The organism is Pseudonocardia cypriaca (assembly GCF_006717045.1).
Lineage (GTDB): Bacteria > Actinomycetota > Actinomycetes > Mycobacteriales > Pseudonocardiaceae > Pseudonocardia > Pseudonocardia cypriaca.
This window is the reverse complement of the sequence record NZ_VFPH01000003.1, coordinates 972,679-987,354: the sequence shown is the minus strand read 5'-3', so window position 1 is coordinate 987,354 and position 14,676 is coordinate 972,679. Positions and strand designations below refer to the sequence as shown.

Genomic DNA, 14,676 nt, shown 5'->3' with positions numbered 1-14,676 from the left:
TCCCGCAACGGTAGTGGCCGCGACCAGCGCCGACGTACGCTCGGCCCCGTGCCCGAACCGCTCGACCCCGACATGTTCGCCGGCTGCGCCGACCACACCCCGCTCCCGGTCCGCGTGGGGGACAAGTGGACGGCGAAGATCCTCGTCTGCCTGCGCGACGGTCCGCGCCGGTTCTCCGAGCTGCAGGTCCCGCTCGCGCCGGTCACGCCGAAGGTCCTCACCGAGTCGCTGCGCGCCATGGAGCGCGACGGGCTCGTCACGCGCACCGCCTATCCGGGCATTCCGCAGCGGGTCGAGTACTCCCTGACCGACCTCGGCCACTCCCTGTTCGCGCCGTTGGCCGCGTCCTGCGCCTGGAACGCTGCGCACGGGGCGGAGCTGCGCAAGGCCCGGGACGCCTACGCGGAGCGCTGAGCCAGCGCCAGCCGGATCTCGTCCACCGGGTCGCTGTCGTGATAGGGCCGCTCGTCGGGCTCGATGCCGTCGAGGAAGCCCTGGTAGACCAGCGCGGCCTCGAGGTGCTGGACGGGCCGCACCAGCTCCACGGCCCGCGCCGGGTCGGAACCGGGCACGCCTGCCCGCCACTCGGCCACCCAGCTCTCCGTCGCCGACGCGGCGAGCGGAGCCGGTAGCCACTCGGCGAGTCGCAGCAGGTTGCGTGCGGGATGGCAGTAGCTCGTCTCGCACCAGTCGACGACGACTCGGGTGTGCCCGTCGGATCGCCAGTTGCCCGGGTGGAAGTCGCCGTGCACGAGGGTCTCGGGCAGGCCCGTGGCCGCGATCGCCGCGGCGCGGCGGGGGAGGTCGTCGACGAGGCGGTCGAGCGCGTGCCGCTCCTCCGCACCGAGCACGGCGGCCACGTCCGGAGCGAGCAGCCGGTCGACCCGGCTCGCCAGCGTGGTCACGCGGTGGTCGGGCAACCCGGGCAGCTCGCGCCCCGCGAGCGCGACCTGCACGGCGACGTACCGCCGCAGCACCTCGCGGACCGTGGCCGGGTCGGGCTGCCAGCAGTCGGTACCGGGAACGTCGGCCAGCAGCGTGCACCCGCCGTCGGCGGTGGTGGCGAGCACCTCGGGGACGAGCCCGGGGTCGTACGCGGCCACCCGGCCGATCGCCAGCGCCTCCGGCGCGAGGAACGGCGGGGTGCACTTGATCCAGGCCGGTCCGGCGGCGGTGGGCAGCCGGTAGAGGCAGGAGAGGTTCCAGGACTTCACCTGCACCGGTGGTCCGGTTGGTGGGCGACCCAGCGCATGCAGCTCGCCCGCCGCCCAGTCCAGCACCCGAGCCGGCCCGCCGGGCTCGGCCCAGCGCATCCGCCGCCCGTGCGGCGCGAGGACACCGGGATCAGGCGATCCGTCCCATCCCGGGTTCGTCGTCGGCGGGGTCAGCGCTTCCGCCAGGTAGGTGACCTCGCCGCCCCGGGGCGACCGGCCGGTCGTCGCCACCATCCGCAGCACGGCGGTGCGAGCGCCGAGGCACCGGTCGAGCTCCGCCGCGACCGGCTCGACGTCCGCCCACCAGGGACTACCGACGTCGAACGCGGGCAGCGCGCCGAGGAGCGATCCGCCGTGCACCACGATCGCGCGCACCCGTCGGCCGGCTGGTTCCACTCGACCGATCCTCCCGACCGGGGCAACCTGTTTCCCACTGTCGGTACCCGATGCGAACATATGTTCGTGCCTGGCGAGGCCTCCATCCTCCACGCCGACCTCGACGCGTTCTACGCCTCCGTAGAGCAGCGCGACGACCCGCGGCTACGTGGGCGTCCGGTGATCGTCGGCGGGGGCGTGGTGCTCGCGGCGAGCTACGAGGCGAAGGCGTGCGGGGTGGCCACCGCGATGGGCGGCCGGCAGGCACTCGCCCTCTGCCCGCACGCGATCGTGGTGCCGCCGCGGATGTCGGCGTACGCGGCGGCCAGCAAGCTGGTGTTCGAGGTGTTCCGGCAGACCACGCCGCTGGTGGAAGGCCTCTCCATCGACGAGGCGTTCCTGGACGTCGGCGGCCTGCGCCGGATCGCAGGCCCGCCCGTCGACATCGCCGCGCGGCTGCGCAGGGAGGTGCGCGAGCGCGTCGGTCTGCCCATCACCGTTGGCGTCGCCCGCACGAAGTTCCTGGCCAAGGTCGCGAGCGGGGTGGCGAAGCCGGACGGGCTGCTGGTCGTCCCGCCCGACGGGGAGCTCGCCTTCCTCCACCCCCTCGCGGTGGAGCGGCTGTGGGGCGTCGGCCGGATCACCGCGGCGAAGCTGCGCGAGTACGGCATCTCGAGCGTGGGGGAGGTGGCGGCCCTCCCCGAGTCGGTGCTGGTGTCCACGCTCGGTCGCGCGCTGGGCCGCCACCTGCACGCGCTCGCCCACAACCGCGACCCCCGCCCGGTCGTGGTCGGCCGCAGGCGCGGGTCGATCGGCTCCCAACGGGCCATCGGGCGGGGACCGCACACGGCGGAGAGCATCGACGCGGTGGTCGTCGGGCTGGTCGACCGCGTCACCCGGCGCATGCGGAAGGCCCACCGGGTGGGCCGCACCGTGATGCTGCGGCTGCGCTTCGCCGACTTCTCCCGGATCTCCCGCTCCCACACGCTCGCCCGGCCGACGTCCGGCACCGAGGAGGTGCTCGTCGCCGTGCGCGCGCTCGTGGCCAGGGCGTCGCCGCTCATCCGGGAGCGCGGTTGCACCCTCGTCGGCATCGCCGTCGGCAACCTCGACGACGACGCCACGATGCAACTCGAGCTGCCCTTCGACGAAGGCGACGCCGACGCCCTCGACACGGCACTCGACGAGGTGCACCGCCGGTTCGGCAGCTCGGCCGTCACCCGGGCCGTGCTGCTGGGGCGCGACCAGGGCTTCGCGGTGCCGCTGCTGCCCGACTGACCACGGCGCGCGGCTCGAAGATCTGGTACTCGCTGTTGTCCCTGGTCAGCGCCGCGCCAGCAGGAGCGCGCCGCGTTTCGTCACCGGCAGCGGGAGCGGGCCACGCGCCGCGATCGCGTCGGCGAGCCGGCCGGCCTCGTCCGGTGGCACGAACCGCGCGCGCAGGTAGTCCCGCACGGTGTCGCGGTCGGGGAGCGTCACGAGCGGGGCGTCCCACGCCTCGGTGGCCACGGCGCCGAAGACGCTCGCCACGAGGCCGGGCGCGTCCTCGGCGTCGAAGGTCCCGGGCGTCGGGCGCCAGAACGGCGCCAGCTCGGGAGAGTCCGAGCGGGCCACCGTCCCGGCGACCAGGAGCCCGTCCGGTCCCAGTACGCGCCGCGCCTCGCGGAGCGCCACCTCGGGCTCGTCGAGGTGGTACAGCACGTTGACCGCGACGACCGCGTCGACGCTCCCGCCCGCCACCGGGAGAGCGGTGATGTCGCCGCGTACGACAGGCCCGTGCGCGCGGGCGGCCGTGACCATCGGGACGCCCGCGTCGAGCCCGATCACGTGCAGCGGGCAGGCGGCTGCCGCCACGGCGAGGGCCCCGTCACCACAGCCCGCGTCGAGCACGGTGGTGACGCCCGCCGCGAGGAGGTGCTCGACGATCCGGGCCTGCAGGTTCACGCCCGTGGCGCAGCGCGCCGCCGTCAGGCGCATGCCCAGCCGGTACCGCTCGGGATCGGTGTCGTAGTCACGGGGTGTCGGCATGCGTTGATCTCCGAGGAGCCGGTGGACACGATGAGGGTATGGAGCGACCGCCCGTGACGCTGCGCAGGATGACCGACGACGAGTACCGCTCGTGGGTCGACGAGGTGCAGGCGAGGGTCGTCCGGGAGCTGCTCGGGACCATGCCCGAGGAGGAGGCGCGCGCCACGGCGGCGGGTGGGATCGCGCTGTACCTGCCGCAGGGGGTGGCCACTCCGCGGCACACCCTGGTGACGGCGGAGGACGCAGCCGGCAGGCCCGTCGGGAATGCATGGGTCGGGCCGGACCCGCATCGCGCCGACGGCTCCGACGCCGCATGGCTCTACGACATCGAGGTCCAACCGCGTGCGCGCCGCAACGGGTACGGCTCGGCCATCCTCGCCGAGGTGGAGGCACTGGTCGTGCGCGAGGGCAAGACCCGCCTCGGCCTCAACGTCGTCGGCACCAACGAGGCCGCTATAGCGCTCTACCTGAAGCACGGTTACGCCGTCTCCACGATGCAGATGCACAAGGCGCTGACGTAGCCCGCCCATGCGGTCGCGGGGATGCGGTCACGCGTCGGCCACGGGCTGCCGCAAGATCGTTCTCAGCTTGGCGGGATCCGCTCTCCGTGGATCGCTTAGGTAGATCTCGTGGTGCTTCCCGACCATCACGAACCCCCGCTCGGGGATGAACTCCTCGTGCATGTGCCGGAGCAGTTCGGCCTCGTCGTCGTAGGCCCCGACGTGAAGGGCCTGGACGCAGCGTCCTTCCGACAGGACCTCCGAGCGGAGGTCGCCGAGCCGGGCGGGTGGATCCTTCCTGCCGACCTGCTCGACGGCATCGACGAACACCTCGGCCGTGATCCAGTCCGGGATCATGATCATCATGGTCCAGTGCCACTGCGCCTTGTCCCGGGCCGTGGTGAAGGTGCTCATGTCGTCGGCCCACCACAGGCCCTCCAGCGGCATCACCACGTAGTCGCGATCGAGGGTCTTCCGGCTGGCGAACTTGAGCCTGTAGGCCACGGGGTAGAGCGCCGAGACCGCGTCCACGTAGACGGGGGTGTTCGGATCGCCGTGGCCATCGATCATGAGGTACTGCAGGTCCGGCACGTCGACGACCTGCGGTGAGCCGCGCTTCGCCCGGTAGCACTCCAGCTCCCGCCTGAAGTCGACCTTCCCTGGCACGGGTTCTCCTGGACCGACGAGAGTCGCGATGCGGTGATCGCTCGGAGCGAACGGCGGTCACCGTACCGTCCGAGCCGGCCTTCACTCGTGCGGAGATCGACCCCTGTGCTCAGCTCGGACCAGCGTGAATGGGTTCATTTGCGGACCCGGAAGCGCAGGTGCAGGACGCGGTCGCCCTGGACGACCTCGTCGGGGTCCTCGAGCAAGACCTGCTTCGAGAGCGGGCCGAAGAAGCGCTTGCCCGTGCCGAACACCACCGGCACCACGTCGAGTGCGACCTCGTCGACGAGCCCGGCCTCGAAGATCTGCCCGCCGACGTCGCCCGCCGCGATCGAGACGGTCCGGTCCCCGGCGAGCTCCTTGGCGAGGTGTACGGCGTCGGTCACATCGTCGACGAAGTGGAACGGCGCGGAATCGTCCCAGCCTTCGGGCGCCGGCCGGTGCGAGACGACCACGCAGTGGTCCCCGGCGGGCGGCTTGCCTCCCCAGCCCTCGGTCATGTCGAAGACGTGCCGGCCGACGATCAGCGCTCCGATCGCGTCCAGCATCGGCCGGTAGTAGTCGTGGGACTGGCGGGTGACGCGCGGGCTGTTGTCGATCTCGTACAGCGGCGTGTCACCGGTCTCGAACCAGTCGAACAGCGGTCCGACCTGGTCGTCCTCCGTCGCGATGTACCCGTCGACCGACACGATCGTCTGCATGATCACCTTGCTCATACCCGATTCTGTCCGGCGGCCGAGCGGGCTGGCTTGTAGAAAATCAAACGGCCGGCAGCGGGCCGACGTCGAGAGCGCTGCCGGGATGCTCGGCGGTGAACCGGCGGCGCAGGTCGAGGTACCCCGTCGGCGTGAGCCCGGTGAAGTGCCGCATCTCGTGGTTGAAGTGGGACTGGTCGTGGTAGCCGGCGCGGTGCGCAACCTCCGCCCAGTCGACGTCGCAGGCGGGGTCGATCGAGGTGACGACCTCGGCGAAGCGGTACGTCCGCGCGAGGCGCTTCGGCGTGATCCCCACCAGGTGCTTGAACCGCGCGGCGAGATGCGTGCTGCTGACGCCGGCCGCCTCCGTCAGGCTCGCGATGGAGAGGCTGCCCGCGCTCCGGCTGATCCGGGTGCTCGTGTCGTGCACCAGGCCGAGCCCGGCGACCGGCCTCAGGCGAGCCAGGAGCGCGGCTTCGAGGATGTCCAGCATCGCCGCGGGCGACGCTGCACTGTCGAGCCGGTCGGCCAGCTCCTCGACCACGGCACCCCAGACCGCCTCGACCGGGACCGGCAGACCGAGCATCGCCGCCGGCACCCCGGTGAGCGGCGCCAGACCCCACGGTTTGAGGTGTACGCCGACCGACCTCGTGTTCGGGGGGTACTCGAAGGTCGTCCGACAGGTCGGCGTCCCCCACACGCACCCGTCCGCGAAGTCGTCGCTCCCGCCGGGATGGGTGACCCGGAACGGGGCCGCGAGGTTGATGATCACAAGCGCCGATGGCATCGGCGGGATCGTGAGCCGCGGGTAGGGCGGTGTGCCGGCGAGGTAGTAGAGGTCGTCCACGATGGATGCCAGCGACGGCGCGGGAGCCCGGGCGACGTACTCCATCCGCCAAGTATCACGGCATGAGCACTGTCGGCCGGCGCGATCGGATCGACCGTGACAGCCGCTTCCCGGGTCGAGTCGGAGGGCGGGATCCGGAGACGCGCCGCCCCGACCGGCCGGTACCGCCGATGGCCGGTACCGCCGCGGTCGGGGCAGGCCGGCGGCTAGTTCAGATGCCGGGCGAAGAACCGGGCTGCGGCGTCGATCTCGAAGGACGGGACGCCGGTGTGCCCGCCCAGGTTGGCGTGCAGCGTCTTCTCCTCGGAGCCGAAGGCGTCGAACAGGTCAAGGGCATGTTGCCGGTCGTTCCGTTCGTCGTCCCACTGCAGCAGGACCTGCAGCGGGATGGTGACCCGGCGGGCCTCCTCGAACAGGGCGCCGGGCACGAAGGTCCCGGCGAACAGGACGGCCGCCGAGATGCGCGGCTCGACCACCGCCAGCCGGATGCCGATGGAGATCACTCCCCCCTCGTACCCGACCGGGCCGCCGATCTCGGGCAGCGCGAGGAGGGCGTCCAGGGTGGCCTGCCATTCCGGGACCGCCTTCTCGACCAGCGGGAGGACGAGGGCGTCGACGATCTCGTCGACCGGCTCGCCTGCCTCCACCGCCCGGCGCAGGTCGGCGCGTGCCTGCTCGGCGGCGGCCGAACGGGGCCGGTCACCGCCCCCGGGGAGCTCGATCGTGGCCGCGGCGAAGCCGTGCTCCGCCGCGTGGTGCCGGGCCCGGGCCGCCAGTCGGGGGTGCATCCCCTGCAGTCCGCCGGGATGGCCGACCAGGATCAGCGGCGCCGGTGCGGATGCGGATCCGGGCGTCCACAGGATGCCGGGGATCTCGCCGAGGGTGAACCCGCGTTCGAGGACGCCGTCGTCGAGGCGCTGTTCAGAAGTGAGTTTCATGGTCGTGCCTTCCGGGAGTGCTCTTGAACGGCGCTCCCGGACGACCTATCGCCCGACCGTGACCCCTGAGGGGAGCACCCACGTCGAAACGTTCACGGGTACCACCTCCTCGTTCTCCGGCACGGCCTCCGGCAACGTAGCTGTGTCGCCGTGGCCCGCCAACGGGTTTTGTCCATGGCTGGGCAGCCACGGCTACATCCGGCCCCGTGCGGGCGGCCGGACACGTGGCGTCGGCGGCGTACCGGCTCCGCCACGGGACTCCACGGCCCGGCACGTTGCGGAGGGAGCCGAACGGAGGGCACGGCGAACAGCAGATCAAGGAACGACGAAGGCCCAGCTCCGGTGTGGACACCGTTTGAGCTGGGCCTTTGTGGTAGAGCGGATGACGGGAATCGAACCCGCGTTCTCAGCTTGGGAAGCTGATGTTCTACCATTGAACTACATCCGCGTGGCGCGATCGAAGCCTAGCATCTCACGCTGCGTCACCGACAAGTCCCTCCGCGTACGTCCAACAGTGTGGTTCTCACTCTTTCGGAACCAGTTGTTGGGATGGGCTCTCGACGCCCGGTCGGTGCCAGGTTCACACTCCAGGGACCCCGTCAGGCCAGCTCCCCCGGCCGAAGGATCCAGCATGACCGAGTTCGAAGCGTCGCTCGACGCGCTGCCCGGACCCGACCACGACCACGACGTCCTGCTCGTCGCGGGCAGCCTGCCCGAGGTGGCGCGGCTCGCGCCGGTCTCCACCGCGTTCGCCGAGGCCGACCGGATCCGCGCGATCACGGTCGCCACCGGCCCCGACCCGATGTCGGTGCACGAGGCCTTCGAGGCGCTCGGCGTGCCCGCCGACGTCACCGTGCTGCTGCGGGAACCGCCTGCACCCCAGCCGGCCGCCGTCGCGGCCACGCTGATGACGCGCCTCGACGACGTGCTCGTCGACCTCGACCCGTCGGCCGTCATGGTCTACGGGGGCGGGATGACCGCGGCGGTGGCCGCGCAGGTGGCGTTCTGGCGGCAGATCCCGGTGGTGCACCTGCAGAGCGGGGTGGCCACCGACGACCTGCTGTGCCCGTTCCCGCAGGAGGCCAACCGGCGGATCATCGGCCAGCTCGCGTCGCTGTTCCTCGTGGCGGAGCAGTCCGCGACGGGCACCCCGGTCGGGCCGAACGCGATCGCGGTCGGCGAGACCATGACGGCGAACCCGCAACCCGCCGACCTGTCGTTCGCGCGCCTCGTGCGGCGGGTGTGGGCGGGTGGGCCGCGCCTGGTGCTGGTCGGGCTCGACCGCGTCGACTCGCTCGGTGTGCTCGCCGGGCTGCCGGACCTGCTGGCGCACGAGCCGGACATCGAGATCGTGCTGTTCGGTGAGCTCGCGGCCCACGGGGCCGCCTACCCGCTGCTGGAGCACGAGCGGGCCAGGGTGGTGCGCAACCTGCCGCTCGCGGAGCTGGTGCAGCTCGTGGCGGCGAGCGCGGTGCTCGTCTCCGACGATCCAGACCTGGTCGCCGACGCGCCGGGGCTCGGCACGCCTGCGGTGCTCGTCGACGGGCCGCACGTCCCACACCCCGGCGACTCGATCCGCAGCATCCTGAGCCCGGCCGTCATGACCACGGTGCGCCAGGTCCTCGCCACCGCCGGCATCACGCCGGTCAGCCCGTCGGACGGGCTCGCGGCCGCGCGCGTCGAGCAGGCGGTCGCGTGGATGTTCGGGCTGTGCCCGTCACCGCTGCTCGGCTCGCCGTCCCCGACGAACACCCAGGTCTGAGCACCTGGCTACCCTGACGCCGTGCTGCTGTCCGACGGTGACCTGCGCAAGGAGATCGACGCCGGTCGGCTGGTGCTCGACCCGTGGGACGAGGCGATGCTCCAGCCGTCGAGCATCGACGTGCGCCTGGACCGCTTCTTCCGCGTCTTCCAGAACTCCCGCTACACGCACATCGACCCGGCGCAGCAGCAGGACGAGCTGACCTCGCCCGTCGAGACCCAGGGCGACGAACCGTTCGTGCTGCACCCCGGCGAGTTCGTGCTCGGCTCGACGTTCGAGGAGGTCGCACTGCCCGACGACCTCGCGGGCCGGCTCGAGGGGAAGTCGAGCCTCGGGCGGCTCGGCCTGCTCACCCACTCGACGGCAGGCTTCATCGACCCGGGCTTCAGCGGGCACATCACGCTCGAACTCTCGAACGTCGCGAACCTGCCGATCACGCTGTGGCCCGGGATGAAGATCGGCCAGCTGTGCCTGTTCCGGCTGTCCAACCCCGCCGAGCGGCCATACGGCAGCGAGGGCGTCGGCTCCCGCTACCAGGGTCAACGCGGCCCGACGCCGTCCCGCGCCTACCGGAGCTTCCACCGGGCCGACACCCGCCGCTAGGAAGTCGCCCGGTAGAAGGTGGTGCCCAGGCGGCCGCGTTCGCCGGTGCGCACGTCGGTGAAGCCTGCTTCGCGCATGCGGTCCGGGATGCCGTCGCCCACGTTGTCGCGCAGCCGCTCGTCGCGCTGCATCCGGTGCCCGAAGGTGCCCCGGTGGTGGCCTGCGACGTCGACCAGGTGCAGCTGCCCGCCCGGGCGCAGCGCGCGGCGGACCTCGGCGAGCGCGCGGCGCTTCTCGGCGTCGTCGAGGTGGTGGAACATGAACGACGACAGCACCCGGTCGAAGCTCGCGTCCGGATAGGGGAGCTCACCCGCCTTCCCCTGGTCGAAGCGCACCGGCCGGCCCGCCCGGTCCGCCTTGCGCCTGGCCCTCGCCAAGGCGAGCGGGTCGGGGTCGAGGCCGACTATCTCCGCGTCGGGGTGCATTCGCTGGGCGCGGAGCACGAGGCCGCCGGGGCCGCAGCCGATCTCGAGCACCCGGTGACCCGGCTCGATGGCGGCCAGCTCGACGAGGCGCCGGTGGATCCGCGGCACGCCGAGCAGCCAGGTGAACGTGTCGTAGAACGGCAACAACCAGTCCTTGCCCATCGCGGGCAGGTAGTCGTGCTCCTGATGGCGGTGGGGCATGGCCGTTCTCCCTCTTGGATGCGACGATGTTCCGGTGTCGGACTCCAGGCTGGAGCGGCTAGGACCTGCTGCCAAGGGACGTTCGTCGGACGTACTGGGACTATCTTCGGCTCTGGTCCAGACGGTGACCAGTGGGGGTGCGCCGGTATACGGCTACCGTCGGGTGCCGGGTGTTCCGCCGGTCGGCGTGGTGCGCACCCAGGACGGTCACACGCGGCCGGACGTCATTCCTCCCCGGCCCCACGCCCACGACTTCCTCGTGCTCGTGTACGTGGAGCGCGGCGGTGGACGGATCCGGCTGGACGACCGCGAGTGGCGGGTCGAGGCCGGTGACGTGCTGCTGGTCGCTCCGGGTGAGGTGGTCACGTTCGACGAGCCCGATCTGCCGCGCGCCGACGGGTGGTCGGTGTACTTCCCGCCGGACGTCATCGAGCCCGGCGACCTGGGCGCGTTCCTGTCCTGGCGCGCCCACCCCCTGCTCTTCCCGTTCGTGAGAGGCGTGGCGGGTGGGGCGCAGCGGCTGCACGTCCCGCGGGAGCAGCGCGCTTCGTTCGTCGAGCACATCGTCGCAGTCGATCGGGAGGTGCGGGAGCGGCGCGACGGGTGCAACGAGGCCGCGATCGCGCACCTCACCCTGCTGCTCGTCGCGGTCTCGCGGCTCGCGGCCGACGTGTCCGACGACCTCGTCCTGCGCGACGAGCCGCAGCTCGCAGCCGTCTTCGACGCGATCGAGGCCGGCTTCCGCGCCCCCTTGACCCTCGCGGACGTCGCCGCGACGGTGGGGCTCACCCCGGGCCACCTCACCACCGTGGTGGGACGCAAGACCGGGCGCACCGTGCAGCAGTGGATCACCGAGCGGCGGATGGTCGAGGCGCGGCGGCTGCTCGCCGAGACCGAGCTGACCGTCGAGGCGGTCGGCGCCCGCGTCGGCTACCGCGACCCGGGCTACTTCGCCCGGCGGTTCCGGCGAGCCCACGGCGCCTCACCGCTCGAGTGGCGTCGCGCAGGCGCGAGAAACCAGTAACCTCGGGCCGCGTGGAACCGCCGCGCGAACCCGGCCACCCGTGGCTTCCCGAGACGCGTCCGGCGTACCCGCCGCCCGTACCGGTCCAACCCGGCCCCACCTCGGGCAACGACTCGCAGCCACCACGACCGCGGTTCGACTGGCGCCGCCTGTCCCGCTCGCCCCGCGGCGCCGCGGGCCTCGCCGTCCTGGCTGCGGCACTGCTGCTCTGGCCGTTCGCCGGCTTCTCCTGGATCCCCTGGTTGATCGGGATCGTCGCACTCGTCGTGCTGCGACTGCTCCGGCTCGACGGCCCGCTCCGAGGCTGGGACGTCCCGCTCGCCTGCCTCGCGGTCGTCATCGGGCTGATGTTGAGCACCGGCCCGTGGGCCTGGGCGATGGCGGCGAGCATCGGCATCCTGCTGGCCGGGCTGGCGCAGCTGCCGTGGTGGCGGCTCGCGGCCGTCGGGGCGGTGCTGTGCGTGGTGAGCGGGATCGGCTTCGGCACGTCGCTGCGCCAGGACCGGGTCGAGATGGAGCAGATGCAGGCCAGGGCGGGCGATCCGATGCGCGTGCAGCTGGGCGAGGCGCGTCCGGCCCGCGTCCTGCCTGCACTCCTCACCGCCGTGCAGCAGGACGACGCGGACCCGGTCTGCCGGCTCCTCACGCCCGAGGCTGAAGGTCAGCTCCTCGCGGCGGTCGGCGTCGCGAGTTGCCCGGATGCCGTGGCGGAGCTGCACCGCCGGACCTCCGGGGTGCCCGGCCAGGACGAGAAGCAGCTGCCTCAGCCGCAGGCGTCCCCGGACGGGCTGGTCGTCGACGCGTGCTCGACGGCATGGTCCGGCGCCGCCGGGCGGGAGCTCGGACGCATCCTGATCATGCAGACCGACCCGTCGGTCCAGCGCTTCGCCGTGCGCGGCTTCGCACCCTGCGCCGGCTGAGAGGCGCGTCCGCGCCTCACTGCCCGGTCGAGCGTTCCTGGTCCGATGCCGATCCGTCGGCGCGCGCGCCCTTCGGCTCGGCGCCTCCGGTGCTCGCACCCCCGACCGAGACGTCGCCCGCCGGATCCGCCTGGGCCGCCGACTCGTCGCCCGCACCGTTCGCAAGGGTGCCGCTGGCCGGCGTCGTGTCGGCGGTGGGCGGCGCCCCGGCGCCGAGGGCGTCCACCGTGTCGGTGACGTGGCCGTTCCCGGCGCCGTCACCGCGCTTGACGGAGGCGAGCAGCATCTGCGAGACGTCGAGGATCTCGACGCCTGCGCCCTTGTCCTCGCTCTGGCGCTGGGTGAGGCCGTCGGAGAACATCACGCGGCAGAACGGGCAGCCCGTCGCGATCTTCTCCGCCCCGGTGGACAGGGCCTCGTCGACGCGTTCGAGGTTGACCCGCTTGCCGATCTTCTCCTCCATCCACATGCGCGCTCCACCGGCGCCGCAGCAGAAGGACCGGTCGGCGTGCCGGGGCATCTCGGCCAACTTGACGCCTGCGGCCCCGACGAGCTCGCGGGGTTCGGCGTAGACCTCGTTGTGCCGGCCCAGGTAGCACGGGTCGTGGTAGGTCACGTCGGTCATCGCGTCGGGCGCGGCGACCGGCACGAGCTTGCCCTCGCGCACCAGCTTGTTGAGCAGCTGGGTGTGGTGCACGACCTCGTAGTGCCCGTCCAGCTGCGGGTACTCGCGGCCGAGGGTGTTGAGGCAGTGCGGGCAGGTCGTCACGATCTTGCGCGTGCCCGGCTCCCGGCCGTCGAATACCGCGTTCAGCACCTCGACGTTCTGCTGGGCGAGCATCTGGAAGAGGAACTCGTTGCCGGAGCGGCGGGCGGGGTCACCGGTGCACGACTCCTCCGGCCCGAGCACCACGTAGTCGACGCCTGCGCGGTGCAGCAGCTCGGCGGTGGCGCGGACGGTCTTCTTGGCGTTGTCGTCGAACGCGCCCGCGCACCCGACCCAGAACAGGTACTCGGTGTCGGGTGAGAGCTCGCCGTCGAAGACCGGGACCTCGAAGTCGAGGTTCTTCGTCCACTCCAGGCGGTCCTTGGCGTTCTGACCCCAGGGGTTGCCCTTGTTCTCCAGGTTGCGGAACAGCACGCCGAGCTCGGAGGGGAACTCGGACTCGATCAGCACCTGGTGGCGGCGCATGTCGACGATGTGGTCGACGTGCTCGATGTCCACCGGGCACTGCTCGACGCACGCCCCGCAGGTGGTGCAGGACCACAGCACGTCCGGGTCGATCACCCCGCCCTGCTCGAGGGTGCCGACCAGCGGCCGCGCGGCCTGCTCCGGCCCCGACCCGGGGACGCGGCCGAAGCCGGACTCCGGCACGTGGTGGCCCCCGGAAGCATCGACAGGGCCGCCCGCCTGGTCGGCTCCGCCCTTGACGGAGACCGCGCCCTCCTCGGGCATGTCCTGGCCGCCGATGATGTAGGGGGCCTTGGCGAGCAGGTGGTCGCGCAGGTCCATGATCACGAGCTTCGGGGACAACGGCTTGCCGGTGTTCCAAGCCGGGCACTGGCTCTGGCAGCGACCGCACTCCGTGCAGGTCGCGAAGTCGAGCATGCCCTTCCACGTGAAGTCCTCGACCTTGCCGCGACCGAACGCCGCCTCGTCCGGCGGGTCCTCGAAGTCGATCGGCTTGCCCTCGTGCTCGATGGGCTGCAGCGGCCCGAGCGCCTTCGGCAGCCGCTTGGCGGACACGTTGAGCGGGGCGGTGAAGATGTGCAGGTGCTTGCTGTAGGCGATGATCACGGTGAACACCAGCATCACGCCGATGTGCAGCAGCAGGCCGATGCTCTCCAGCACGAACAGCGTGCTCTCCGGAACTCCGGCGAACAGTTCGCCGACGGCCAGTGAGACGAACGCGCCCGACTCGTACGGGAACACGCCCAGCGCCGCCGACGCGCCGCGGAAGAAGAACATCGTCCACAGCACGTTGAAGATCATGAAGAGGATGAGCCACGCGCCTGCGGTGTGGGAGCCGTAGAACCGCGACGCCCGCTCCAGCCGCTTCGGGGCGTTGCGGATGCGGATCACCGTGAACACGGCGATCGAGATCAGCGCCAGTGACGCGATCAGGTCCTGCAGGAACCCGAGGACGGGCCAGCGGCCGATCAGCGGGATGTGGAAGTCGTGGTCGAACAGCGCGCCGTACGCCTCGAGGTAGACGGTGATCAAGATCACGAACGCCCAGAACGTGAAGAAGTGGGCGAGGCCGGGCACCGACCAGCGCAGCAGCTTGCGCTGGCCGAACACCTCGACGAACTGCGCTTTGATCCGCTCGTTCATCTGCTGGAGCCGGTCGTGCGCCGGTTGCCCGGACCTGATCAGCGTGTAGAGCCAGTAGGCGCGGCGGCCGGACACCGCCAGGGCGAGCACTGTCATCGCCAGTCCGATGACGAGTCTGACAACCACGGCTTTCCTCCAAGGGC

15 protein-coding genes and 1 tRNA gene are annotated in these 14,676 nt (G+C 71.9%); 7 read left to right on the top strand and 9 right to left on the bottom strand.

All coding sequences use genetic code 11. From position 1 onward, the window contains the following. The first annotated feature begins 48 nt into the window (after positions 1–48). Complete coding sequence (locus FB388_RS36225) at positions 49–414, top strand: winged helix-turn-helix transcriptional regulator (RefSeq protein WP_246122722.1); 366 nt, start codon at positions 49–51, stop codon at positions 412–414. Here FB388_RS36225 and FB388_RS36220 read toward each other — a convergent pair. Then, a complete protein-coding gene (locus FB388_RS36220; protein ID WP_211362438.1) occupies positions 399–1,610 on the bottom strand; it encodes an aminoglycoside phosphotransferase family protein in 1,212 nt (403 codons plus the stop codon). The genes FB388_RS36225 and FB388_RS36220 overlap by 16 nt on opposite strands. A 60-nt stretch (positions 1,611–1,670) precedes the next feature. On the opposite strand from FB388_RS36220, the gene dinB reads away from it, so the two are divergent. Next, on the top strand, positions 1,671–2,867 hold the full coding sequence (gene dinB / locus FB388_RS36215; RefSeq protein ID WP_142107170.1) for a DNA polymerase IV: 1,197 nt from the start codon (positions 1,671–1,673) through the stop codon (positions 2,865–2,867). Between the two features lie 45 nt (positions 2,868–2,912). Here dinB and FB388_RS36210 read toward each other — a convergent pair whose 3' ends face one another. Then, positions 2,913–3,617, bottom strand: a complete 705-nt coding sequence (locus FB388_RS36210) for a class I SAM-dependent methyltransferase (protein WP_142107169.1) — start codon at positions 3,615–3,617, stop codon at positions 2,913–2,915. A gap of 38 nt (positions 3,618–3,655) precedes the next feature. Between FB388_RS36210 and FB388_RS36205 the strand changes: the two genes are divergently transcribed. Next, positions 3,656–4,138, top strand: a complete 483-nt coding sequence (locus tag FB388_RS36205; protein WP_142107168.1) for a GNAT family N-acetyltransferase — start codon at positions 3,656–3,658, stop codon at positions 4,136–4,138. A 27-nt stretch (positions 4,139–4,165) separates the two neighbouring features. Here FB388_RS36205 and FB388_RS36200 read toward each other — a convergent pair whose 3' ends face one another. The 5 genes from FB388_RS36200 to FB388_RS36180 form a co-directional block, all read right to left on the bottom strand. Continuing rightward, on the bottom strand, positions 4,166–4,783 hold the full coding sequence (locus FB388_RS36200) for a GyrI-like domain-containing protein (protein ID WP_142107167.1): 618 nt from the start codon (positions 4,781–4,783) through the stop codon (positions 4,166–4,168). Positions 4,784–4,917: 134 nt separating this feature from the next. Next, entirely contained in the window at positions 4,918–5,499 is a 582-nt protein-coding gene (locus tag FB388_RS36195) for a dihydrofolate reductase family protein (RefSeq protein ID WP_142107166.1), read from the bottom strand. A 43-nt stretch (positions 5,500–5,542) separates the two neighbouring features. Further along, positions 5,543–6,370, bottom strand: coding sequence for a helix-turn-helix domain-containing protein (locus FB388_RS36190; RefSeq protein WP_142107165.1), 828 nt, complete (start codon positions 6,368–6,370; stop codon positions 5,543–5,545). 161 nt (positions 6,371–6,531) lie between these two features. Further along, the gene (locus tag FB388_RS36185) at positions 6,532–7,263 is read right to left on the bottom strand and encodes a dienelactone hydrolase family protein (RefSeq protein WP_142107164.1); all 732 of its coding nucleotides are present in this window, start codon (positions 7,261–7,263) and stop codon (positions 6,532–6,534) included. A gap of 377 nt (positions 7,264–7,640) precedes the next feature. Continuing rightward, positions 7,641–7,711: transfer RNA gene (locus tag FB388_RS36180), tRNA-Gly, on the bottom strand. A gap of 183 nt (positions 7,712–7,894) precedes the next feature. Between FB388_RS36180 and FB388_RS36175 the strand changes: the two genes are divergently transcribed. Beyond that, entirely contained in the window at positions 7,895–9,025 is a 1,131-nt protein-coding gene (locus FB388_RS36175; protein WP_142107163.1) for a UDP-N-acetylglucosamine 2-epimerase, read from the top strand. A gap of 21 nt (positions 9,026–9,046) precedes the next feature. Then, positions 9,047–9,628, top strand: coding sequence for a dCTP deaminase (gene dcd, locus FB388_RS36170; RefSeq protein ID WP_142107162.1), 582 nt, complete (start codon positions 9,047–9,049; stop codon positions 9,626–9,628). Here the strand turns inward: dcd and FB388_RS36165 are convergent. Beyond that, complete coding sequence (locus tag FB388_RS36165) at positions 9,625–10,254, bottom strand: class I SAM-dependent methyltransferase (RefSeq protein ID WP_142107161.1); 630 nt, start codon at positions 10,252–10,254, stop codon at positions 9,625–9,627. The two genes, dcd and FB388_RS36165, sit on opposite strands and share 4 nt — an antisense overlap. A gap of 163 nt (positions 10,255–10,417) precedes the next feature. Between FB388_RS36165 and FB388_RS36160 the strand changes: the two genes are divergently transcribed. Continuing rightward, on the top strand, positions 10,418–11,278 hold the full coding sequence (locus FB388_RS36160; protein ID WP_246122720.1) for an AraC family transcriptional regulator: 861 nt from the start codon (positions 10,418–10,420) through the stop codon (positions 11,276–11,278). Positions 11,279–11,289: 11 nt separating this feature from the next. Further along, positions 11,290–12,198 carry a hypothetical protein gene (locus FB388_RS36155; RefSeq protein WP_142107159.1) on the top strand — a complete coding sequence of 303 codons (909 nt, stop codon included), beginning with the start codon at positions 11,290–11,292 and terminating at the stop codon, positions 12,196–12,198. A gap of 16 nt (positions 12,199–12,214) precedes the next feature. On the opposite strand, the gene FB388_RS36150 is transcribed toward FB388_RS36155, so the two are convergent. After that, entirely contained in the window at positions 12,215–14,659 is a 2,445-nt protein-coding gene (locus FB388_RS36150) for a (Fe-S)-binding protein (protein ID WP_170225995.1), read from the bottom strand. Between the last annotated feature and the right edge of the window lie 17 nt (positions 14,660–14,676).